A 21246-nucleotide genomic window follows, 5' to 3' on the forward strand; every position below is an offset into this window, starting at 1 on the left:
TTCCGGAAGGCCCTGAGCGTCTGGTTTTTGGCGACCGTCGCTGGAACCGTGTGGCTCACCGCGTCGGTGGAGTGGCTTCTATGCTCGACCTTCCGAACCGTCAAACACTTTTTGCAATTTTGTTTCACGCGCCTCCGAAACCCGCAGAAAACTGCCGTTTATGGGTGCGCGAGCGGGTTTGTTTTGGGCGAATCATGTGATTCGATTGGCTCGAATCATCTCGAATCGGCTTTCCGAAGCGATCGGTAGCGCGCCGCGGGGCTGGTCGGGGTGCGCCATCGGCGTCGCGAACCCGTCAGCTTCGGATATAGTCGCGCATCGCAGCCGCCTCGGCCTCGATCCGGTCGATACGGTGCTTCACCAGGTCGCCGATCGAGACGATACCGACCAGCACCCCGCCCTCGACCACGGGCAAGTGACGGATGCGGCGATGGGTCATAATCGACAATGCGCCGAGCACGGGCTCGCCGGGAGCGATCGTTTCGACGGGCGACGTCATCACCGCGCGGACGGGACCATCGAGCACGCTCGCTCCGACAGTGCCGAGCTGGCGGATCACGTCGCGTTCGGAGAACACCCCGACCACGTCCGCCCCGTCCATAACCGGGACCGCCCCGATCCGCCGCTCTGCCAGCAGGCGCACCGCGTCGCGCACGCTTGCGTCGGCCGGGACCGTCACCACGTCGTGGCCCTTATCGCCCAGGATCACCGCGATCGTCATCGCACCCTCTCCCATTTTCGCGCTTCCAGACGTTGAGCATCGCGGAAATGAGGGCCATTGGCAAAAGCATAGTTATGCCCAGACACGATCCCCTGCCCCAACGCGATCCCGCCGATCCGCTCGACGACCCGGCCTATGCCGCGCATGTGTGGGGGCGGTTCAAGCGGATCATGCGCTGGATGAGCGGTGTCTCGATCGCGGCGGGCGCGGGGGCCGTCTGGATATTGTGGCGATCGGTAGGCCCGCTACCCATCCACATGGCGATCGCGACCTTCCTCGGCGTTACGCTGACGATCTTGATGGCGGCGCTGCTGATGGGATTGATCTTCCTCAGTTCCGGCAGCGGGCATGACGAGGCGGTCGAGCGGCACGACCGGGGCGAGGATGCCGCGATCTGGCGGGACGAATGAAAAAGGCCGGAGCCGCTTCGACAGCGACTCCGGCCTCTTCTCTTAGACAATCGTCACGGCGCCTGCCGTGAGTACTAAGCGTTCTTAGGCCGCGGGCGGGATCGCCTCGTCCTCCGTCCGAACGCGCCGCGGGCGGCCGCGACGCGGGCGCTCGGCAGGAGCGTCTTCGCTCACCGGCGCAACATCGGTCGAGATCGCGGGCGGCAGCAGCGCGGCGTCGAAGCCGTTGTCCTGCGCTTCCTCGGCCTGAACCGTCTCGCGACGCGGGCGGCGTGTGCGGCGCGGTTCGTCGTTCGCCGGAATGGGAGCGGCACGTTCTTCCGGACGCGCTTCGCCAGTGTCACGCGGGCCGGTCGCATCACGCTGGCCGGTCATCTCCCGGGGCTGACGACGCGGACGATCCTCGCCCTGGTCGTATCCACCCTCGCGGTCACGGTCACGGTCACGGCGCGGACGAGCTTCACGATCGCCGCGAGGGCTACGATCCTCGCGCTGGTCGCGGCGCGGTCGTTCCTGGCGGTCCTGACGCTCGCCGTCGTCCGACGACTGCTGATACTGCGCCGGGCTGGCGACTTCGCCTTCGAAGCCGAAATCCTCGCCCTCGTCGTCCATGTCCTCGTCGCGCGGGCGACGGGCCTGACCATTGTCCTCGGCCCGCGAGCGGGTTTCGGCGAGCACGCGGAAATAATGATCCGCGAACTGGAGGTAATATTCGGTGTTCACCCGGTCGCCGGCGCGTTGCGCATCGGCGGCGAGGTTCTTGTATTTCTCGAGCAACTGGGCGGCATTGCCGCGCGCGCGATTGTCGATACGGTTGCCGTTATCCGGGCGACCGGGGTTACCCCCTTGACGCTGCCCGCCCCGACCGCGACGGCGGCCGGCCTGACGATTGTTCATCAAAGTGTTCGGTCCTGTCCCATATAGGCATCTGCCGGTGCGTGCCCAAACCGGCCGCACGATGCGGATGCATGACATCCCCCCGGACCCCGCGCCTCTTCCCTGCAAAAGAGGTCTGGTGTCCCGCCAAGGCCGCCGGACGTCAGCGGCTCTATAGCTTGATGGAGCAACCCCCAGCCATCTCAACGATTTGGGAATGGGGGCCTGCCCTGCCGTTGGTCTTAGCGGTCCGGGCTTCGCTCGCCAAGCATTATATTGTGCGGGCGCTAAGCGGCTTCAAGTCAGGACCAAACACCGTGCGCGGCCGGCGAGGTCGCGGGCCAGCGAAACGGTAAAACCCTGGGCAGCGAAGAGCGCACCGACGTCGTCGGCCTGGCTCGCGCCGATCTCGACACAGGCGACACCCCTCGGCGCGAGTTGCGGGCGGAGCACGGCGGCGATCGCGCGATAGTCGTCGAGGCCGTCGGCGCCGGCGAACAGCGCGGACGCGGGTTCCCACGCCACTACCTCGCGCGGCAACGGCTCGTCCGTCCCGATATAGGGCGGATTGCACAGGATCAGGTCGTGCGGCCCGCCCGCCCCGCTCCAGCCGCCGTGGACGATCCGCGCGCGGTCGGACATGCCGAGCCGGGCGGCATTGTCGCGAGCGATGGCAAGCGCAGTTTCCGAAGCGTCGATGCCGATCCCCGTCGCCTCCGGCCACTCCGCCAGCGCCGCAAGCAACAGCGCGCCGGATCCGGTACCGAGATCCAGCACCGACCGCGGGCCGGGCGTCCTGGCGAAACGCGCGACGGCCGCTTCGATCAGCGTCTCGCTGTCGGGCCGCGGAATAAGCACGCCGGGGGCGACGTGGAGGCTGATGGTCCAGAAATCGCGGGTGCCGGTGATATAGGCGACCGGCTCGTGCGCCAGGCGGCGGATGAGCAGGTCGTCGAAACCCGGTGGAGTCGGATCGTCGAGACGGGAGAGGATCAGCGCGTCGCGGGTAATGCCCAGCGCGTGGGCCATCAGCAGCTCGGCGTCGAGGCGGGGGGTTTCGGAGATGGTGGCGAGTTGGTGCGCGGCGGTGCGCAGGGCGTCCCGCACACGATAACCCTCTCCCCGCTCGGGGAGAGGGTTCGGAGAGGGGCAGTGCTGCGAGCCCAAGTCTCGGTGAGACACCTCCCCCTCTCCCAACCCTCTCCCCCATGGGGGAGAGGACTTTACGCCGTCGTCACCCATCCAGCGTCGCCAACCGCTCGGCCTCGTCCTCCGCGATCAGCGCGTCGATCAACTCGTCCATCTCGCCCATCAGTATCTCGGGCAAACGGTGCAGCGTCAGGTTGATCCGGTGATCGGTGACGCGTCCCTGCGGGAAATTATACGTCCGGATGCGCTCCGACCGGTCGCCCGACCCGACCATCGACTTGCGCGCGCCGGCCCGCTCGGACGCCAGCCGCTCGCGCTCAGCCTCGTACAGGCGGGTCCGCAGCACCTTCAGCGCCTTGGCCTTGTTCTTGTGCTGGCTGCGTTCGTCCTGCTGGATGACGACCAGGCCGGTCGGCAAGTGGGTGATGCGGATCGCCGAATCGGTCGTGTTGACGTGCTGCCCGCCCGCGCCGGACGCGCGATAGATATCGATCTTCAGGTCCTTGTCCTGGATGTCGACGTCGACCTCCTCGGCCTCGGGCAGCACGGCGACGGTCGCGGCGGAGGTGTGGATGCGCCCGCCACTCTCCGTCACCGGCACGCGTTGCACCCGGTGGACGCCGCTCTCAAACTTCAGCTTGGCGAACACGCCCTTGCCCGCGACCGACGCGACGACTTCCTTGTAACCGCCGGCATCGCTGTCGGACGCGGAGATCAGCTCGACCTTCCACCCCTGTCGGTCGGCATAGCGCTGGTACATGCGCATCAGGTCGCCGGCGAACAGCGCCGCCTCGTCCCCGCCGGTGCCGGCGCGGATTTCGAGCATCGCGGCGCGCTCGTCCGCCACGTCGCGCGGCAGCAGCGCTAGCGCCAGCGCCCGGTCGGCTGCCATCAGCGCTGCCTCGTTCGCACGCAACTCGTCGAGCGCCATCGCGCGCAGCTCGGCATCGCCGTCCTGCGACATGAAGCTCAGGCTCTCCGCCTCCTGCCGCAAGCGCCGCACCTCGCCGGCGGCAGCGGCGACGGGTTCGATCTCGGCATATTCCTTCGACACCGCGACGAAGCGATCGCCCGGCAGGTCCCCGGTCGCCATCAATGCCTGAAGCTCGTCACGCCGCGCCTCGATCTGGCGGATGCGGTCGGCGGGGATGCGGGTCATGCGCGGACCTCGACCGCCACCGTCATCCCCGCGACGGCGGGGATCCAGGGTCGCGAGCGACACGGCCTGTGGCTCTGGATCCCCGCTTTCGCGGGGATGACGGAGGACATCACGATAGGGCTTCCCGCAACTGCGCCAACAGGGCGTCGACCCGAGCATGCTCGGGCGCAGCGGTCGCGGAGCGGCCGTTCATCTCGACATTGCCAGCGCGCATCGACACCGACACCAGCACCTTGGCCGGGACCTTCGACGCCTTGTCGTAGCGTTTCTTCGGCGATCCCGTCGCGATCATGTCGGCCGACAGCCCATCGGCGCGGAACATCGCGAGCGCCTTCTGAGCATGCGCGAGGGCGGCATCATTCTCGACAGCGATGACGACGTCCTGCGGCTCGACCGCCGGCTCCTCCAGCAGCATCGCGAGCCGCTCGATCCCGGCCGCCCAGCCCACGCCCGGCGTCGGCTGCCCGCCCAGACTCTCGACCAGCCCGTCGTAGCGCCCGCCCGCCAACACCGTACCTTGCGCGCCCAGCCGGTCGGTCACGAACTCGAACGCGGTGTGGCGGTAATAGTCGAGCCCGCGGACCAGCCGGTCGTTGCGCGTCCATTTGACCCCCGCGGCATCCAGTCCGGCGGTGACCGCGGCGAAGAAGTCGCTCGCTTCCGCCGTCAGATAGTCGTCGATCCCCGGCGCGCTGTCGGCGATCGGCCGGTCGCGCGGGTCCTTCGAATCGAGGATACGCATCGGGTTCTTGTCGAGCCGGGTCAGGCTGTCCTCGGACAGGTCGCCCCGCGCGCTCTCGAAATGCTCAACCAGAGCCGTCCGCCATGCCTCGCGCGTCGCGGCATCGCCAAGCGTGTTGAGCTGGAGCGTCACGCCCTCGGCAATCCCCAGCTCGTTCAGCAGCTGATCGGCCAGCGCAAGCAATTCGACGTCCGCCGCCGGCTCGGCCGCGCCGAGGATTTCGGCATCGATCTGGTGGAACTGGCGATAGCGCCCCTTCTGCGGGCGTTCGTAGCGGAACACGGGGCCGTGCGTCGCGACCTTGATCGGCGCGTGCTGCTGCCAGCCGTTGCCGATATAGGCGCGTGCGATGCCGGCGGTGAATTCCGGGCGTAGCGTCAGCGAATCGCCACCGCGGTCAGGGAAGGTGTACATCTCCTTCGACACGACGTCGGTCGTCTCGCCGATCGATCGTGCGAAGACCTGCGTGTCCTCGAACACCGGCAGCTCGACGCGGCCGAAGCAATAGAGGCGGCGGATGCGGTCGAAGGCGTCGACCACGCGGGCGAAGCGGCGCTCCTCGTCGAACGCGATATCCTGCGTGCCGCGCACGCGCTGCGGGGTCTGGATGCGGGCCATAAGTGCCGCGCCTTATGCGACGAACGGAGCAAACGCCAGTCTCGGTACAGCCAGTCTCGGTACAGGCCCTGACGCCGGGCGATCTTTGGGCTATCGCCCGGCGGCGATGAGAATGAGCGAGTTACAGGACCGGATCGTCACCCAGCTGGTCCGCGATCACGGCGGTACCAAGCGCGACTGGAAACGGATCGTCGGCCGCATCCGCCTCTACGATCCCGCCACCCATCCGCACTGCAACTGGGCGCTCGACCCGTCGGGCACACCGCGCGAAAATGCGGTCGTGGAGCGAATGATGGATGACTGGCGGCTCAGGGTGCGGATCGTGACGCCGGGGTGATCCCCCGTACCGAGCGGGTTGGAGCGCCATCCTTGCGGCGCGCGAAGGGGGGCAGCACTTCGCCACGTTCAGCCAGCCTAATCGGGGATGGACTTGGATCATCCGCCCGCTTCCCGCATTTCCCTCACCGATCATGACCGCCGCCGCCCAGCCCTTTCCCGCATCCCCCTTCGGCATCCCGCTGTTCCGCCGGGTGTGGACCGCCAGCCTGTGCTCGAACTTCGGCGGGCTCATCCAGTCGGTCGGCGCGTCGTGGATGATGACGTCGCTCGGCGCCTCGCCGCAGATGATCGCGCTGGTCCAGGCGTCGACCAGCCTGCCGATCATGCTGCTGTCGCTCTGGGCCGGCGCGATCGCCGACAATCTCGACCGCCGCCGCATCCTGCTGACCGCCCAGAGCTTCATGCTGACCGTCTCGGCCATGCTCGCCATCCTCACTTGGCTCGGCTGGATCACGCCGTGGCTGCTGCTGGTCTTCACCTTCCTGATCGGCTGCGGGACGGCGATCAACGGTCCGGCGTGGCAAGCGTCGGTCGGCGACATGGTGCCGCGCCCGCTGCTGTCGGGGGCGGTCGCGTACAACAGTATGGGCTTCAACATCGCGCGCAGCGTGGGACCGGCGATCGGCGGCGCGATCATCGCGGCGGCGGGCGCGGCAACGGCGTTCGCGGTCAATGCGGTGAGCTATGTCGGGCTGATATTCGTCCTGCGCGGCTGGCAGCCGAACCTGCCGCCACGGCGATTGCCCCGCGAGCGGCTGGGCGTCGCGATGGCGGCAGGTGTGCGCTATGTCCGCCTGTCGCCGCCGATCCTGACAGTCTTGATGCGCGCGGCGCTGTTCGGGCTGGCCGCCAGCGCGATCCCCGCGCTGATGCCGCTCGTCGCGCGCGACCTGATCGGCGGCGGGCCGCTGACCTACGGCGTTCTGCTCGGCGCGTTCGGCCTGGGGGCGGTCGGCGGCGCGCTGCTCGCCCGGAAGCTGCGCGAGCGGCTGACCACGGAACGGATCGTCCGGCTCGCCTCGCTGTCGCTGGCGATCGGCGCGGTTACGACCTCGCTCGGCATCCTGCCTTTAGCCCTGCCCGCCCTCGCCCTGGCCGGGGGCGGGTGGGTGCTGGCGCTGTCGACCTTCAACGTCAGCGTTCAGCTCGCCTCGCCGCGCTGGGTCGTGGCGCGTGCCATCGCGCTGTATCAGATGGCGGCGTTCGGCGGGATGGCGGCGGGCAGCTGGATGTTCGGGTCGGTCGCCAGCGTCCATGGCGTCGCCGAAGCGCTGATCGCCGCCGCCGGCGTCCAGCTGTTGAGCGTCGTCGCGGGCCTCGTCCGCACGATGCCGGAGATCACCCAGGCCGACCTCGCCCCCCGCTCGGGCTGGGTGGAGCCTTCGACCGCCGTGCCGGTCCAACCCCGCAGCGGCCCGATCGTCATCACGGTCGAGCACCGCATCGCCGAAAGCGACGTCGCGCGCTTCCTGACCGTGATGAGCGAGCGCCGCCGCATCCGCCGCCGCGACGGCGCGCGCGACTGGAACCTGCTGCGCGACCTCGCCGAGCCGACCTTGTGGGTCGAGCGTTTCCACTTCGCGACCTGGCTCGACTATGTCCGCCATAACGAACGCCGCACCCAGGCCGACGCGGCAAACAGCGACGCGCTCCACGCGCTCTGGATCGACGGCACCCCGCCCGTCATCCACCGCCGGATCGAGCGCCAGACCGGATCACTGCCCGGCGCCGACGAAGGCGACGCCCAAATGCTGGATCCCGTGACCGATCCGGCGCGCTCCAGCTGATCCCATCCATCGAGGAAACCGACATGACGACGAGCACAGCGGCACTTTCGAGCGGCAATCTGGCGGTGGTGACGGGGGCGGCCGGCGGGATCGGGCTGGCCGCGGCGCGGGCATTCCATGCGCAGGGCCTGCGCGTCTGCCTGGTCGACCTGGCCGGCGAAGCCCTGGACAGGGCGGCGGCGGAGCTCGGCGATGGGGCGACCGCCTGTCCCTGCGACGTAGCCGACGCGGCGCAGGTCGCTGCGCTCGCAAACAGGGTCGCCGCCGATCACGGACCGGTATCCGTCCTGATGAACAACGCCGGCATCGGCGCGGGCGGGGATGTGTTCGCGCGTGGCGATGTCTGGCGGCAGGTTATCGGCGTCAACCTGTTCGGCGTGCTGAACGGCGTCCAGAGCTTCGTGCCCGCGATGATCGCGCACGACGCGCCCGCCCTCGTCATCAACACCGGATCGAAGCAGGGTATCACCCAGCCGCCCGGCAACACCGCATATAATGTCAGCAAGTCGGGCGTGAAAGCGCTGACCGAGGGGCTGGCCCACACGCTGCGCGAACAGACCGGCGACCGCGTGACGGCGCATCTGCTGATCCCCGGCTACACCTTCACCGGCATGACCGCCCGCGGCGCGACCGACAAGCCGGACGGGGCATGGACCGGCGAAGAGGTCGTCGACCGGATGCTGGCAGGCGTCGCGGCCGGAGACTTCTACATCCTGTGCCAGGACAATGAGACGACGCTGGAGCAGGACCGCCGCCGCATTCGCTGGGCCGCGGATGACGTGGCCGAGAACCGCCCGGCCCTGTCGCGCTGGCATCCCGACTGGGCCGACCATTTCGCCGCCCATATGGCCGAGTGACGACGCTTAACGGCAGATATTGACCGCGCGCGACCAGCGCGTCGAGGAAATGGTGCCGGAATTGGGCGAACGGGTCAGGTTGAACGCTCCATGCTCTGCTGGCCGCCGACACCGGGATGATCCTCGCTCCGCTCGATATGCAGATAATTCGGCGAGAACATCGCGGCGCTGCATAGGTCCTGCCAACGCAGGATGACGACGCTGCGTCCACGCCACTCGATCAGCCTGCGCGCCCGCAGGTCCTGAAGCGTCCGGTTGACATGAACCGGTGTCATCCCCGTCGCTTCCGCCAGATCGGTCTGGGTCAGCGGGCAGTCGAATCCCCCCGCCTGTGTCAGCCCGACCGCGTTCAGCCGCACGAACATCTCGCAGATCAGGTGCGCGATTCGCTCCAGCGCACTGCGTTGCCCGAGGTTCAGCGTCCATTCGCGCTGGATTGCCGCGGCAACCAGCAGATCCCAGGTCAGCGCGCTGGCGATCCGCGGATGGTCGATCGCCAGCGCCTCCATTACAGGCGCGGGCAGTTCGACATAAGTCAGCGCGGTGATCGTTCCCAGCGAATGGTCCATCTCGCGCAGCATCGACGCATTGAGTTCGCACAAATCCCCCGGCAGCAGCATTGCCAGCATCTGGCGCCGGCCGTCCTCCAAAGTCTTGTAGAGCGATGCCCAGCCATCAAGGATCAGCATCGCACCGCGCGGCTGTTCGCCCTCGCGGATGATATCCGTCCGCGCGCGTGCCGTGCGGGCCGGGCTGTCGGCCAGATGTTGCAACGCTGCACGATCGTCGTCCGCAAGGCCGATGAATTGCTCATATTTTCGGGCAAGCAGTTGCGGCATTGAAAATCTCTGGGTGCGCCGAACAGCCCTCGAGCGGGCATGACCGGGATTGGGCCTTACCTGCCTTATTTCTACAGGAATTTATTTTGCTTACGCCGCTTTGTTATGAAAATCGACGGCATAGTTGCTGGCTGTGTCGTCCTCATCGCCAGCACTACGGCGCCAATTGATCGGAAGCCGTTCAAGGGTCCAAACCCAATCAGGATGGGGTCGTGACGGAGCCGATTTTGGTTCAGGGCAAGAAGCGAGGAGCGGAGCGATGCTGATGCATCGTGACCGACGAGCGACGCAGCCCTGGGGCAAAATCGGCCCGCGGCGGAGCCGTCGCTCAAAGGAAGGCGCTGGACGGCGTCGCTTGCTTGCAGGTAGCGCCGCTACCTGCTGCGACGCGCTCCTTGCCAGCGCCTTCCTTTGAGCGATCACGATCCCCGTCCTGATTGGGTTTGGACCCTAGCCGCGTCCGGCGCGACTCACACCGCCGCATCCCGGATCGTTTCCATCGCCACGAAGGTCGATGTATTCGCCACATGCGGCAGCGCCGAGATGCGCTCGCCCAACACTTCGCGATAGCGTCGGATATCGGCCGTCCGCACCTTCAGCAGATAGTCGAAACTGCTCGCGATCATGTGGCATTCCTCGACCTCGGGAATGCGCAGCACCGCGCGGCGAAATTCCTCCAGCGCCGCCTCGCGCGTGTCGGACAATTTCACTTCGGTGAAGGCGATGTGATCGAGCCCCAGCCGGGCCGGATCGACGACCGCGCGGAAGCCCAGGATATAGCCGCCGTCGATCAATCGCTTCAGCCGCACCTGGCAGGGTGTCTTGGACAGCCCGACCCGCTTGGCGAGCTCGGTGACCGACAATCGTCCGTCCGCTCGCAACGCGTCGATGATCCGCCGGTCGAATGGATCGAGCGACGGGCTTCTGGCGTCCGTTCGGTCTGCCACATGGCCTCCAAAAGATATGATCGGCCTGGGATTGCCGCAAATCCGGGCGGATCGCCAGCGCCGAAGTCGCTATATCGGCTATCATGAGCACCGCCCCCTTCGCCGACTTCGCGCCACCCATCCGCCCGCAGGACGCCCAGCGCCGCGCAATCACCGCGGCCTATCGCCGGCCCGAGCCCGAGTGCCTCGCGCCGCTCCTCGATCAGGCGACGTTGTCCGACGACGTCCGCCGCCAGGCGACCGCCACCGCAAGCGCGCTTGTCACCGCGCTTCGCGCTAAGCACAAGGGCACTGGCGTCGAGGGGCTCGTCCAGGAATATGCGCTGTCGAGCCAGGAGGGCGTCGCCCTGATGTGCCTCGCCGAAGCGCTGCTGCGCATTCCCGACACCGCGACCCGCGACGCGCTGATCCGCGACAAGATCGCCGGCGGGGACTGGCGGTCGCATATGGGCGACGGCCGCTCGCTGTTCGTCAATGCCGCGACCTGGGGGCTGGTCGTCACCGGCAAGCTGACCGGCAGCGTCAACGACAGCGGCCTGGGAGCCGCCCTCACCCGCCTGATCGCGCGTGCGGGCGAACCGGTCATCCGCCGCGGCGTCGACATGGCGATGCGGATGATGGGCGAACAGTTCGTGACCGGCGAGACCATCGCCGAAGCGCTGGAGCGCGCCCGCCCGCTGGAAGCGCGCGGCTTCCGCTACAGCTACGACATGCTCGGCGAAGCGGCGACGACCGCGGCGGACGCGGAGCGCTATTATCGCGACTATGAAAATGCCGTCCGCGCGATCGGCGAGGCTGCGGCAGGTCGCGGCATCTATGCCGGGCCCGGCATCTCGATCAAATTGTCGGCGCTCCACCCGCGCTACGTCCGCGCTCAGGCGGAGCGGGTGATGGGCGAACTGCTGCCGAAGGTGAAGGCGCTGGCGCTGATCGCCAAGGGCTATGACATCGGTCTGAACATCGATGCGGAGGAAGCGGACCGGCTGGAACTGTCGCTCGACCTGCTCGAGTCGCTGGCGACCGACCCGGACCTCGCCGGCTGGGACGGCCTGGGCTTCGTCGTTCAGGCCTATGGAAAGCGCTGCCCGTTCGTGATCGACTGGATCATCGACCTCGCCGCCCGCGCGAGCCGGCGTATCATGGTCCGGCTGGTTAAAGGCGCCTATTGGGATGCCGAGATCAAGCGTGCGCAGGTCGACGGCCTCGCCGACTTCCCAGTCTATACCCGCAAGATCCACACCGACGTCGCCTACATCGCCTGCGCTCGCAAGCTGCTCGCGGCGAAGTCGTTCGTCTTTTCGCAATTCGCGACGCACAACGCGCAGACGCTGGCGACGATCTATCACCTCGCCGGCCCAGACTTCACCGTCGGCGACTATGAGTTCCAGTGCCTCCACGGCATGGGCGAGCCGCTGTATGACGAGGTCGTCGGCGGCAACAAGCTGAACCGCCCGTGCCGCATCTATGCCCCGGTCGGCACGCACGAGACGCTGCTGGCGTATCTCGTCCGCCGCCTGCTGGAGAACGGCGCCAACTCATCCTTCGTCAACCGCATCGCCGATCCCGAAGTCTCGATCGCCGACCTCGTCGCCGACCCGGTCGAGGCGGTGCGCGCGATGCCGCAGCCGGGGCAGAAGAACCCGCATATCGCGCTGCCTGGCCAGCTTTACGACGCGCGGATCAATTCGGCCGGGCTCGACCTCAGCGACGAGACGACGCTCGCCATGCTGAGCGAAACGCTGGCCGGCGAAGCCCCGTGGACCGCAGGCGACACCGGCACCGAACGCGCCGTGCTCAACCCGGCCGATCGCCGCGATCAGGTCGGTATCGTCCGCGAGATGAGCGTCGCGGACGCCGAAGCCGCCGCCCGTACCGCCGCCGCATCCGCGGTCGGCTGGGCCGCGACCACGCCCACCGCCCGCGCCGCGATGCTCGATCGCGCGGCCGACGCGATGCAGGCGCGCATGCCGCAATTGCTCGCGCTGATCGTCCGCGAGGCGGGCAAGTCGCTGCCCAACGCCATCGCCGAAGTGCGCGAGGCCATCGACTTCCTGCGCTATTATGCGCAGCAGGCGCGATCGACGCTCGGCACCGGCCACCGGCCGCTTGGCGTCGTCACCTGCATCAGCCCGTGGAACTTCCCGCTGGCGATCTTCACCGGCCAGGTCGCCGCGGCACTGGTCGCGGGCAATACGGTGCTCGCCAAGCCGGCGGAGGAAACCCCGCTTGTCGCAGCGCAGGGCGTCGCCCTGCTGCACGAGGCCGGCGTGCCCACCGACGTCCTCCAGCTTGTGCCCGGCGACGGCGCGATCGGCGCCGCACTGGTCGCCGCGCCCGAGACGATGGCGGTGATGTTTACCGGCTCGACCGAGGTCGCCCGCCTGATCCAGAAGGAACTGGCGAAGCGCCTGCTGCCCGGCGGCGCGCCCATCCCGTTCATCGCCGAAACCGGCGGCCAGAACGCGATGATCGTCGATTCGTCGGCGCTGGCCGAACAGGTGGTGGCGGACGTCATCGCCTCCGCCTTCGACAGCGCCGGCCAGCGCTGCTCGGCGCTGCGCATCCTGTGCCTGCAGGAAGAGGTCGCCGACCGCACTTTGGCGATGATCAAGGGCGCGCTGCACGAACTGTCGATCGGCCGCACCGATAGGCTGGCGACCGACATCGGCCCGGTCATCACCGCAGAGGCGAAGGGGACGATCGAGAAGCACATCGCCCGGATGCGCGCCGCCGGCCACCGCGTCGAACAATTGTCGCTCAAGGGCGATACCGCAAACGGCACCTTCGTCGCCCCGACCATCATCGAGTTGAGCGATATCGCCGAGCTGGAGCGCGAGGTGTTCGGCCCCGTGCTTCACGTCGTCCGCTTCCGCCGCGCCGAACTCGACCGGCTGATCGACCGGATCAACGCGACCGGTTACGGCCTGACCTTCGGCCTGCACACTCGCCTCGACGAGACGATCGCGCATGTGACGGCGCGGGTGAAGGCGGGCAACCTCTACATCAACCGCAATGTCATCGGCGCGGTCGTCGGTGTCCAGCCGTTCGGCGGGCGCGGCTTGTCGGGGACAGGGCCGAAGGCGGGCGGGCCGCTCTATCTCGGCCGGCTGGTGACGGGTGCGGACCTGCCCCCGCCGGTGGTGTCCGATTACGCCGATCCGGCCGCGCGCGATCTGGCGATCTGGCTGGAGAACCGCGGCGAGGATCGCGCCGGTGCCCGTGTGCGGGACGCAATCGCGGCGTCGATGCTGGATGCGGAAGCCGAACTGGCCGGCCCGGTCGGCGAGCGCAACCTCTACGCGCTTCATCCGCGCGGCCGGGTGCTGCTCCTGCCCCGGACCCGCGAAGGGCTGATCGAACAGCTGGGCGCAGCGCTGGCGGCGGGCAACGACGCGGTGGTCGGCGATGCGGCGGCGTTCCGCGACATGATCTCCACCCTGCCCCCCAGCGTCGCAGCCCGCGTGCGGATCGCCGACGACTGGCGCCGCGAAGGCCCCTATGCCGGTGCGCTGATCGAGGGCGAGGACCGCCAGGTCGCTGCCGCGCTGACGGCGCTCGCCGACCTGCCCGGCCCGATCGTCCTGCCGCAGGCGGGCTCGGCCGGCTACCGCCTCGACTGGCTGGTCGAGGAAGTGTCGACCTCGATCAACACGACCGCGGCCGGCGGCAATGCGAGCCTGATGGTCCTGCCGACGAGCTAGTAGACTTCTACGAAGTCCCTGTACTCGACAGAAGCTCATCAGTGTTCCCGCGCAGGCGGGAACCCAGGGTCAAGCAATACAATGGCGTGATCGCTCGTGGCCCTGGGCTCCCGCCTGCGCGGGAGCACGGACGGGACTTTCGCAGAGACCTTGCGACGGCGGCACTGACGGGGGTCGTGCACGATGGCCGGTCACACCATCGCCATGTCCGCGCCCGGTGACCGCCACGCCCCCCGTGTGTAAGGCGGTCTTATGCTCTCTCGCCTGCTCATCGTCGCCAGCCTGACCCTCGCCGCCCCTGCGCTGGGGCAGAGCAACGGCTTCGACCTGTCAGGCCCCGACCTGTCAATGACGGTCAAGCGTGGCGAAGCGTCTCTGCCGGTCGGTGCCGTGCCCAGCCTGAAGGCCGGCGACCGCCTGACCGTCACCGCCGCGCTCCCCGACGACCAGTCGGCGCGCTATCTGCTGGTCGTCGCCTTCCTGCGCGGCGCGACCAATCCGCCGCCCAAGAACTGGTTCTTTTCCGCCGAGACGTGGAAGCGCGGACGCAACCGGCTCGATATCGTCGTGCCCGAAGGAGCGGAGCAGGCGGTCACCTTCCTCGCGCCCGACACGGGCGGCGGGCTCGATGCGATCCGCGACGCCGTGCGCGGGCGGCCGGGCGTGTTCGTCCGCGCGGCGCAGGATCTCTATCAGGCCTCGCTCGACCGCGCGCGCCTGGACGCGTTCGTCGGCGGCATCGCCAGCGTCGCCGACAGCGATCCCGATCGTTTGCCGACCGTCGCCCCGGTCCTCGCCAATGCGTTGCGCATCAAGCTCAATCCCGATTGCCTATCGCGCCAGCGCGCCGTCCAGGCCTCCTGCCTCAGCCAGGCGCGGGACTCCGTCGTCCTCCAGGCCCAGCGCGGCGCGACGCTGACCGAGACGCTGACCGGCGCGCCCGTCGACCTCGCCTATCGCGTCGCCGCCACGCGCGAAGGCGGGGCGGGTTTCTACAGCCCGTATATTGGCCTCGCCCGCGATCTCGCCCGCCTGTTCGGCGCATTCCGCAGCGCGCAATATCAATATGTCCCTGCGCTGGCGCTCGGCCGCGGCGATCGGGTCCATCTGCAACTCAACACCGCGCCGTCGTTCCAGAACCCGCGGTCGGTCTTGGTCGCGCCGTTACCCCCGGTCGCAGCGATGCCGCCGCCTGCCTGGCGTCCTGCGAGTGGCGACGTGCAGTGCCTGACCCAGCCGGGCCTGACGCTGACGCTGGACGATGCCTCGCTGATGTTCGCCACCGGCTATGCCCGCGACCTTGCGCTGCGGCTGACGCAAGCGGACGGCAAGACCGTCGACGTGCCGCTGATTGTCAATCCGGGCCGCGGCGGCCTGCGCCTCGCGGGCGACCTGCCGACGCTGACGGGGCCGGTCACCAATGCCATGCTTCAGGGCGTGTGGGGCTTCGACCCGTTCACCGGACCGCGCCTGCCGGTCCGTCTCGACGCGGCGGGCGCCTGGACCGCGCCGGGGGACGGCGTCGTCGTCGTCGGGCGCGACCATCCGCTGTCGCTGCGTGGCGGCGTCGCGGCCTGCGTGACCGGGGTCGCCTTGCGCGAAGCGGACGGCGCGCTGCGGCCGATCGCCTGGAAAGCGGCGGGGCCTGATGCGATCGATGCGACGCTGCCGCTCGGCAAGGCGAAGCCCGGGCCGATGACCCTGGTCGTCTCGCGGCAGGGTGCCGCCGAGCCTGCCACGCTCGCGCTGACGGCGCGCGTGGAGGCGAGCCGGCTCGATCGCTTCACCGTCCACGCCGGGGATCGAGCCGGCGTGCTGGAGGGCACACGGCTCGATCAGGTGGCCGCACTCGACATGGGCGGACGGCGCTTCACCGCGGGGACGCTCACCCGCGGCGCCGATGGCGATCGGCTGGAGATGACGACCGATGCCGCGGTCGAGGCGCAAGGGGACACCGTCGACGCTCGCGTCAAATTGCGCGACGGCCGCGGGGCGTCGGTCGCCGCGCGGATCGCTCCGCCGCGACCGACGGTGACATTGGTCAGCCGCGAGGTGACCGCTGCCCCCGCTCCGGCAACGCTACCAATCATCCTGCCCGAGGGGCTGATACCGCGAGACGCGACGCTGACCTTTTCGTTGCGCCTGACTGGCGGCTTCACGGGCGGCGACGCGGTCGAAGTCGCGGCCGGTGACGACGGTGCGGCGACACGGCTGACCGTCGCGTCCGGCGCAGTGCAGCGCGTGGGTGCGGATGTCGCGGTGGCGCGACTGGCGCCCGCCACCGCGTTCGGCCCCGCGGCGACCGGGCCGATTCGCTTCCGGCTGTGGCGCGGTGAGGTCGCAGGCGACTGGCAGTCGCTCGGCCGCATCGTCCGCCTGCCCGTGCTAACTACGCTCGCCTGCCCGACAGCGGCCAAGGCCTGCACGCTCACCGGCCGCGACCTGTTCACCGTGGCGAGCGTCGGCGAGGTCGCGCTTCCGGCCGGCTTCGTCGGCAGCAAGATCGACGTTGCCAAGCCGGGTGACGGCACTCTCCCGATGACGTTGCAGGACGCGCCGGACGTGGTGGTCCGGATAAAGACACGGCCGGCGGGGTAAACCCCACCGGCCGGTCAAATGCCCCCTCCGTCGCCTCAAGCGCGAGAGGCGTCAGAACCGCAGCGCTACCCCGGCCGAATATTTGCGCCCGCTATATGTGCTGTAGAGCGAATCCTGCCGTACCGAATCCTGGTAGAAGCCCAGTTCCTGGTTGGTCAGGTTCTGCGCCTCGACCCGCAGCTGGATTTGCGGCGTGATCTGGTAGGATGCGGTCGCGTCCAGGAAGAAGGCGTCGATATTACCCTGCACGTCGCTGCCCGCGCGGCCCGACGGCACGCGCAGCAGGAACCGGTCGCGCCACGACCCGCTGGCGCGGATGCTGAACTTGCTGTCTTCGTAATAGAGCGTGCCGTTGGCGGCATATTTCGACAGGTTTACCAGCGCCGCGCGCGTCGTCAGGTTGCAGGCGGTGTTGTTGCAATAGGTGATGTCGGAGTCGACATAGGTGAAGTTCGCCAGCGCCCCGAAGTTGCGCAGGAAGCCCGGCAGGAAGTCGAACCCGGCCTGGACGTTGATCTCGACACCCTTCAGCGGCCCGCCCGGCGTGTTCACCTTGGACGAGAAGGTAAATTCGGTGTCCGCCGTGTTGCTTGACCCCGTCAGCAGCGACAGCGGCAGGCCGGTTTGACTGTAGGGGATGTTGCGCTGGAGCGCCTGGATGAAGCTGTCGATGTCCTTGTAGAACCCGCCGACCGAAATGATGCCGGTCCGCCCGAAATAATATTCCAGGCTGACGTCGGCGGTCTTGGCGCGGATCGGTTCGAGCAGGAAGTTGCTGGCCGATACGGTGCGGGTGTTCAGCGCGATCGACACCGAACCCGGCAGCAGGTCCGACAATTCGGGTCGGGTCATCACCTTGGCGGCGGCAACGCGGAAGATCAGATTGTCGGTCAGGTCCGCGGTGATCGTCGCCGACGGCAGCCAGTCGTCATATTTGCGCGTCAGCGTCGTCGGCGATCCCGAGATCGGACCCAGCCCGACCTGCTGCGTGTTGACGTAGCGGACACCGGCATTGGCCCTGATCCGAACCCCGCCCAGCGCGCGGGTGTCGAGATCGACCATCGCAAACGCGCCGCGCACGCCTTCGTCGAGCGACGACATCTGCGGCGGGTTCAGCGCATAGGCGCCGCTCTCGCTGGAGAAGCCGAACACCGAATCGAACTTCGCATAGTCGGGCGCCGCCCAGCTGCTGATCGTCTGGACCGGCAGCGTGCGACCGAAGTCGCCGATCGGCGTCGTTAGCTGGCCGATCGTGGCGCCCGCGGGGATCGTCGGCGCCAGATTCTGCGTCACGCGATCGCGGCTCCAGCGCTCATACTGCGCCTCGCGATACGAGCCGCCGACGCGGACGTTCAGCCCCTCGGTCAGCTCCAGCGTCGCATTCAGTTCCGCCGTCAGGTTGTTGAATTCGTCACGGCTGCGCGCCAGCGCCAGCGTCCCGTTGACCGTGTTGTCTGCGGACGGCGGACCGAACACGAAATTGGCGGGGTTGTCGACATCGATTCCCCAGCCGATCGTCGGGAAGCGGCGGTTGTTCCGGAAGTCGAAGGAATAGCCGTTGATGTTGTTGGCGAAGATGCCGATCTGCGTGCGCCGCGGCTTGTCGTAGATCGTCCGCGACATGCCGATGAAGCCGTCGAGCTTCAGCGCGCCGAAATCCTGCGATCCGCTCAGATTGATCTGGCCGAAGGTGGTGGTGTACTTGCTGAGCGTCAGGTCGTTGGTCAGATCGACGCCGTTGAACAGGCCATAGACCAACGTGCCGTTGGGATCGCGCACCGCATCGACGACCGATGTTTCCGCGCTGCCATGCTGGGCGGCGTTGCGCGAGAAGGACAGTGCGGTGATCGTCTGGTCGCTGCGCGTCACGTCATAGCGCGAGAACAGCCCGTCAAGCGCGAAGTGCGTCCGGTCGCTCGGCCGCGCCTCCAGCGTCACCGTCGCGCCGAAGCGGGTATATTCCTGGTCCGAACGGATCAGACGGCCGCTGCGCGGGATATAGGTGCCGGCGCTGTCGACCAGCGCATAGTTGCTGTTGTTCTGCGTCGTGTTCGGCAGGCGCGGGTTGCCGGTCGAGCAATTGGTCGCGGTGGTGCCGTTCAAGGTGCTGTTCGACGGGCTCTGCGGCGAATAGCCGACCGGTGAGCAGAAGCGGTTGAGGCTGCCCTGGATGACGTCGACCGCCGACCAGCCCTCTTCGCGCGTGTGACGCTTGGTCCAGGCGACGGAGGCCGCCACGCCGAACGTATCGTCGAGGAATTTCTTGGAGATCAGCCCCGTCACGCGCGGCATGACCTTGCGGCGCAGGTCGTCGTACGTCCCCTGCGCACTTGCGGCGAGGGTGAAGTCCTTGGCGTAGGACAGCGGCCGCGGCGTCTGGAGGTCGACGGTCGCGCCGAGCGACCCTTCCTCGATGTCCGCGGTGCTGGTCTTGCGTACGGTCAGCGTGCTGAACAGTTCGGAGGCGAAGGTGCTGAAGTCGAACGAACGCGACGAGACATAGCCCGACCGGATGTCGGACGACCCCGCCGACGACGACCCTTCCATCCCGTTCAGCCGCACGCGCGTGAATTGCGCGCCGAGACCGCGGACCGAGATGGTCTTGCCCTCGCCGCCGTCACCGCGGGTGATCGCGACGCCCGGCAGGCGCTGCATCGATTCGGCCAGGTTCGAGTCCGGAAACTTGCCGATATCCTCGGCGGAGATCGAGTCGACGACACCGATCTCTTCCTTCTTCGTCGCCAGTGCGGTGGCGAGCGATCCGCGGAAGCCGGTGACGATGATGTCCTGCGGCGTGCCTTCGTCTTCGGACACCTGCGCGGGGGCGGCGGTGCGATCCGCGTTGGTGACGGGCGCGGGGGTCACCTGCGCCGCTGCCGGGCTCGCCAGCCCGATCGCCAAAGCCATTGCCGAAACCGTCACCTGAACGGTCGTGTTGCGCGAAGCCATCAATCCCCTCCCTGTCGCATTTGCCGCGTTATGGGTTGCGCAAACCTGTAAGACAGATTTACCCATAATACAACATACGAGTTTGCAGGGGTCCTGTCGTTCCCGCGAAGGCGGGAACGACAGGTCATCAGGTCACAGCTTGTACGCCGCCTTCGCCAGATCATAAGCCAGCGCCCGCGCGACCTCGAACGCCTCGTCGCGGTCCAGCCGATGTTCCGCCACCAGCCGCGCAAGGAAGCCGCAGTCGATCCGTCGGCTCAGGTCATGCCGCGCGGGAATCGAGAAGAACGCCCGCGTATCGTCGTTGAAGCCGACCGTATTGTAGAAGCCCGCGGTCTCGGTCACCTGCTCGCGGAACCGGCGCATCCCCTCCGGGCTGTCGTGGAACCACCAGGCCGGACCGATCTTCAGCGCTGGATAATGGCCGGCGAGCGGCGCGATCTCGCGCGCATAGGTGCTCTCGTCCAGCGTGAAGAGGATGATTGTCAGGTCGCGTTCGTTGCCGAAGACGTCGAGCATCGGCTTGAGCGCGCGGACATAATCGGTCCGCGACGGCCAGTCGTCGCCCTTCGCCTCGCCGAACGTCCCGCTGACCGCAGGATTCTGTCCGCGCAAGGCGCCGGGATGGATCTGCATGACCAGCCCGTCGTCCAGACTCATCCGCGCCATTTCGGTCAGCATCTGCCCGCGGAACCGCTCGGCCTCGTCCGCACTTGCCTGGCCTGCGACGACCCGGCCGTACAGCGCGGCGGCATCTGCCTGCGACAGGTTTTCGGTATGCGCGGTCGGGTGGCCGTGGTCGGTCGACGTCGCGCCGCCGTGCTCGATGAAATAGCGCCGCCGATCGCGCAGGGCGGCGAGATAGCCGTCCCAACTGCCCACATCGTGGCCCGTGATACGACCGAGCTCGGGCACATCCTGCCGGAACCGCGCATGATCGGGATCGGTGACGTTGTCGGGCCGGAAGGCGGTGACGACCTTTCCGCCCCATCCGCTGCTGCGGATCGCGCGGTGGTGCCGCAGGTCGTCCAGCGGGTTCTCGGTCGTCGCCAGCGCCTCGATACGGAAGCGTTCGAACAGGGCGCGCGGGCGGAACTCGGGCCGCTTCAACTGCGCATCGATCTGGTCGTACAGCCGGTCGGCGTTATAGGCCGACAGACGTTCGGTCAGGCCCAGAATGTCGTGGAACGCATAGTCGAGCCACATCCGGCTGGGCGTCCCGCGCAGCAGGTGGACGTTCTCCGCAAAGCGGCGCCAGATCTTGCGCGTGTCCGTCTCGGTCCAGCCGCCGTCGATCCGCGGCACGCCCAGGTCCTCCAGCGGCACGCCTTGGCTGTAGAGCATGCGGAAGATATAATGGTCGGGGATGATGAACAGCGTCGCCGGGTCGGGGAACGGCGCGTCCTCGGCAAACCACGACGGATCGGTGTGGCCGTGCGGGCTGATGATCGGCAGGTCCGCGACCGACGCATAAAGCTCGCGCGCGATGCCCCGCGTTTCGGGATCGGCGGGAAGCAGGCGGTCGGGGTGCGGCGCGAGGGGCGCAGGGGTCAT

16 protein-coding genes are annotated in these 21246 nt (G+C 68.1%); 7 read left to right on the forward strand and 9 right to left on the reverse strand.

Going from position 1 to position 21246, the window contains the following annotated elements:
* On the forward strand, nucleotides 1–200 hold a 200-nt coding region (locus tag ACFSC3_RS19400), incomplete at its 5' end, for a hypothetical protein (RefSeq protein WP_380941881.1).
* A gap of 95 nt (nucleotides 201–295) precedes the next feature.
* On the opposite strand, the gene ACFSC3_RS19405 is transcribed toward ACFSC3_RS19400, so the two are convergent.
* Nucleotides 296–721, reverse strand: coding sequence for a CBS domain-containing protein (locus tag ACFSC3_RS19405; protein ID WP_380941883.1), 426 nt, complete (start codon nucleotides 719–721; stop codon nucleotides 296–298).
* Between the two features lie 74 nt (nucleotides 722–795).
* Between ACFSC3_RS19405 and ACFSC3_RS19410 the strand changes: the two genes are divergently transcribed.
* Nucleotides 796–1131: a hypothetical protein gene (locus ACFSC3_RS19410; protein WP_380941885.1), complete on the forward strand. Its 336-nt coding sequence runs from the start codon at nucleotides 796–798 to the stop codon at nucleotides 1129–1131.
* Between the two features lie 84 nt (nucleotides 1132–1215).
* On the opposite strand, the gene ACFSC3_RS19415 is transcribed toward ACFSC3_RS19410, so the two are convergent.
* The 4 genes from ACFSC3_RS19415 to hisS form a co-directional block, all read right to left on the reverse strand.
* Nucleotides 1216–2028 carry a DUF4167 domain-containing protein gene (locus tag ACFSC3_RS19415; RefSeq protein ID WP_380941887.1) on the reverse strand — a complete coding sequence of 271 codons (813 nt, stop codon included), beginning with the start codon at nucleotides 2026–2028 and terminating at the stop codon, nucleotides 1216–1218.
* A 276-nt stretch (nucleotides 2029–2304) separates the two neighbouring features.
* A complete protein-coding gene (prmC, locus tag ACFSC3_RS19420) occupies nucleotides 2305–3114 on the reverse strand; it encodes a peptide chain release factor N(5)-glutamine methyltransferase (RefSeq protein ID WP_380941889.1) in 810 nt (269 codons plus the stop codon).
* Nucleotides 3115–3241: 127 nt separating this feature from the next.
* A complete protein-coding gene (gene prfA, locus ACFSC3_RS19425; protein ID WP_380941891.1) occupies nucleotides 3242–4315 on the reverse strand; it encodes a peptide chain release factor 1 in 1074 nt (357 codons plus the stop codon).
* 109 nt (nucleotides 4316–4424) lie between these two features.
* The gene (gene hisS, locus ACFSC3_RS19430; protein WP_380941893.1) at nucleotides 4425–5675 is read right to left on the reverse strand and encodes a histidine--tRNA ligase; all 1251 of its coding nucleotides are present in this window, start codon (nucleotides 5673–5675) and stop codon (nucleotides 4425–4427) included.
* A gap of 112 nt (nucleotides 5676–5787) precedes the next feature.
* On the opposite strand from hisS, the gene ACFSC3_RS19435 reads away from it, so the two are divergent.
* The 3 genes from ACFSC3_RS19435 (at nucleotide 5788) to ACFSC3_RS19445 (ending at nucleotide 8658) form a co-directional block, all read left to right on the forward strand.
* Nucleotides 5788–6012 carry a hypothetical protein gene (locus tag ACFSC3_RS19435; RefSeq protein ID WP_380941895.1) on the forward strand — a complete coding sequence of 75 codons (225 nt, stop codon included), beginning with the start codon at nucleotides 5788–5790 and terminating at the stop codon, nucleotides 6010–6012.
* 133 nt (nucleotides 6013–6145) lie between these two features.
* Nucleotides 6146–7801: an MFS transporter gene (locus ACFSC3_RS19440; RefSeq protein ID WP_380941896.1), complete on the forward strand. Its 1656-nt coding sequence runs from the start codon at nucleotides 6146–6148 to the stop codon at nucleotides 7799–7801.
* Between the two features lie 23 nt (nucleotides 7802–7824).
* The gene (locus ACFSC3_RS19445; RefSeq protein WP_380941898.1) at nucleotides 7825–8658 is read left to right on the forward strand and encodes an SDR family NAD(P)-dependent oxidoreductase; all 834 of its coding nucleotides are present in this window, start codon (nucleotides 7825–7827) and stop codon (nucleotides 8656–8658) included.
* Nucleotides 8659–8732: 74 nt separating this feature from the next.
* On the opposite strand, the gene ACFSC3_RS19450 is transcribed toward ACFSC3_RS19445, so the two are convergent.
* Together ACFSC3_RS19450 and ACFSC3_RS19455 are read right to left on the reverse strand one after the other, a co-directional pair.
* Complete coding sequence (locus ACFSC3_RS19450) at nucleotides 8733–9497, reverse strand: Crp/Fnr family transcriptional regulator (protein WP_380941900.1); 765 nt, start codon at nucleotides 9495–9497, stop codon at nucleotides 8733–8735.
* Nucleotides 9498–9967: 470 nt separating this feature from the next.
* Complete coding sequence (locus ACFSC3_RS19455) at nucleotides 9968–10444, reverse strand: Lrp/AsnC family transcriptional regulator (protein ID WP_380941902.1); 477 nt, start codon at nucleotides 10442–10444, stop codon at nucleotides 9968–9970.
* An 83-nt stretch (nucleotides 10445–10527) separates the two neighbouring features.
* On the opposite strand from ACFSC3_RS19455, the gene putA reads away from it, so the two are divergent.
* Nucleotides 10528–14145 carry a trifunctional transcriptional regulator/proline dehydrogenase/L-glutamate gamma-semialdehyde dehydrogenase gene (putA, locus tag ACFSC3_RS19460; protein ID WP_380941904.1) on the forward strand — a complete coding sequence of 1206 codons (3618 nt, stop codon included), beginning with the start codon at nucleotides 10528–10530 and terminating at the stop codon, nucleotides 14143–14145.
* Nucleotides 14146–14397: 252 nt separating this feature from the next.
* Nucleotides 14398–16743, forward strand: coding sequence for a hypothetical protein (locus ACFSC3_RS19465; protein WP_380941906.1), 2346 nt, complete (start codon nucleotides 14398–14400; stop codon nucleotides 16741–16743).
* 51 nt (nucleotides 16744–16794) lie between these two features.
* Here ACFSC3_RS19465 and ACFSC3_RS19470 read toward each other — a convergent pair whose 3' ends face one another.
* Nucleotides 16795–19692, reverse strand: a complete 2898-nt coding sequence (locus ACFSC3_RS19470) for a TonB-dependent receptor (RefSeq protein WP_380941908.1) — start codon at nucleotides 19690–19692, stop codon at nucleotides 16795–16797.
* A 132-nt stretch (nucleotides 19693–19824) separates the two neighbouring features.
* Nucleotides 19825–21246 (reverse strand): glucuronate isomerase, encoded by a 1422-nt coding sequence (uxaC, locus tag ACFSC3_RS19475; RefSeq protein WP_380941910.1) that lies wholly within the window; start codon nucleotides 21244–21246, stop codon nucleotides 19825–19827.

It is taken from the genome of Sphingomonas floccifaciens, from assembly GCF_042681125.1.
GTDB classification, from domain to species: Bacteria; Pseudomonadota; Alphaproteobacteria; order Sphingomonadales; family Sphingomonadaceae; genus Sphingomonas; species Sphingomonas floccifaciens.

Bases quoted from the DNA above. Each gene is read 5' to 3' on its own strand.
- ACFSC3_RS19405 (WP_380941883.1), bottom strand. From the start codon at position 721: ATGACGATCGCGGTGATCCTGGGCGATAAGGGCCACGACGTGGTGACG.
- ACFSC3_RS19410 (WP_380941885.1), top strand. From the start codon at position 796: ATGCCCAGACACGATCCCCTGCCCCAACGCGATCCCGCCGATCCGCTC.
- ACFSC3_RS19415 (WP_380941887.1), bottom strand. From the start codon at position 2,028: ATGAACAATCGTCAGGCCGGCCGCCGTCGCGGTCGGGGCGGGCAGCGT.
- prfA (WP_380941891.1), bottom strand. From the start codon at position 4,315: ATGACCCGCATCCCCGCCGACCGCATCCGCCAGATCGAGGCGCGGCGT.
- hisS (WP_380941893.1), bottom strand. From the start codon at position 5,675: ATGGCCCGCATCCAGACCCCGCAGCGCGTGCGCGGCACGCAGGATATC.
- ACFSC3_RS19435 (WP_380941895.1), top strand. From the start codon at position 5,788: ATGAGCGAGTTACAGGACCGGATCGTCACCCAGCTGGTCCGCGATCAC.
- ACFSC3_RS19440 (WP_380941896.1), top strand. From the start codon at position 6,146: ATGACCGCCGCCGCCCAGCCCTTTCCCGCATCCCCCTTCGGCATCCCG.
- ACFSC3_RS19445 (WP_380941898.1), top strand. From the start codon at position 7,825: ATGACGACGAGCACAGCGGCACTTTCGAGCGGCAATCTGGCGGTGGTG.
- ACFSC3_RS19450 (WP_380941900.1), bottom strand. From the start codon at position 9,497: ATGCCGCAACTGCTTGCCCGAAAATATGAGCAATTCATCGGCCTTGCG.
- putA (WP_380941904.1), top strand. From the start codon at position 10,528: ATGAGCACCGCCCCCTTCGCCGACTTCGCGCCACCCATCCGCCCGCAG.
- ACFSC3_RS19465 (WP_380941906.1), top strand. From the start codon at position 14,398: ATGCTCTCTCGCCTGCTCATCGTCGCCAGCCTGACCCTCGCCGCCCCT.
- ACFSC3_RS19470 (WP_380941908.1), bottom strand. From the start codon at position 19,692: ATGGCTTCGCGCAACACGACCGTTCAGGTGACGGTTTCGGCAATGGCT.
- uxaC (WP_380941910.1), bottom strand. From the start codon at position 21,246: ATGACCCCTGCGCCCCTCGCGCCGCACCCCGACCGCCTGCTTCCCGCC.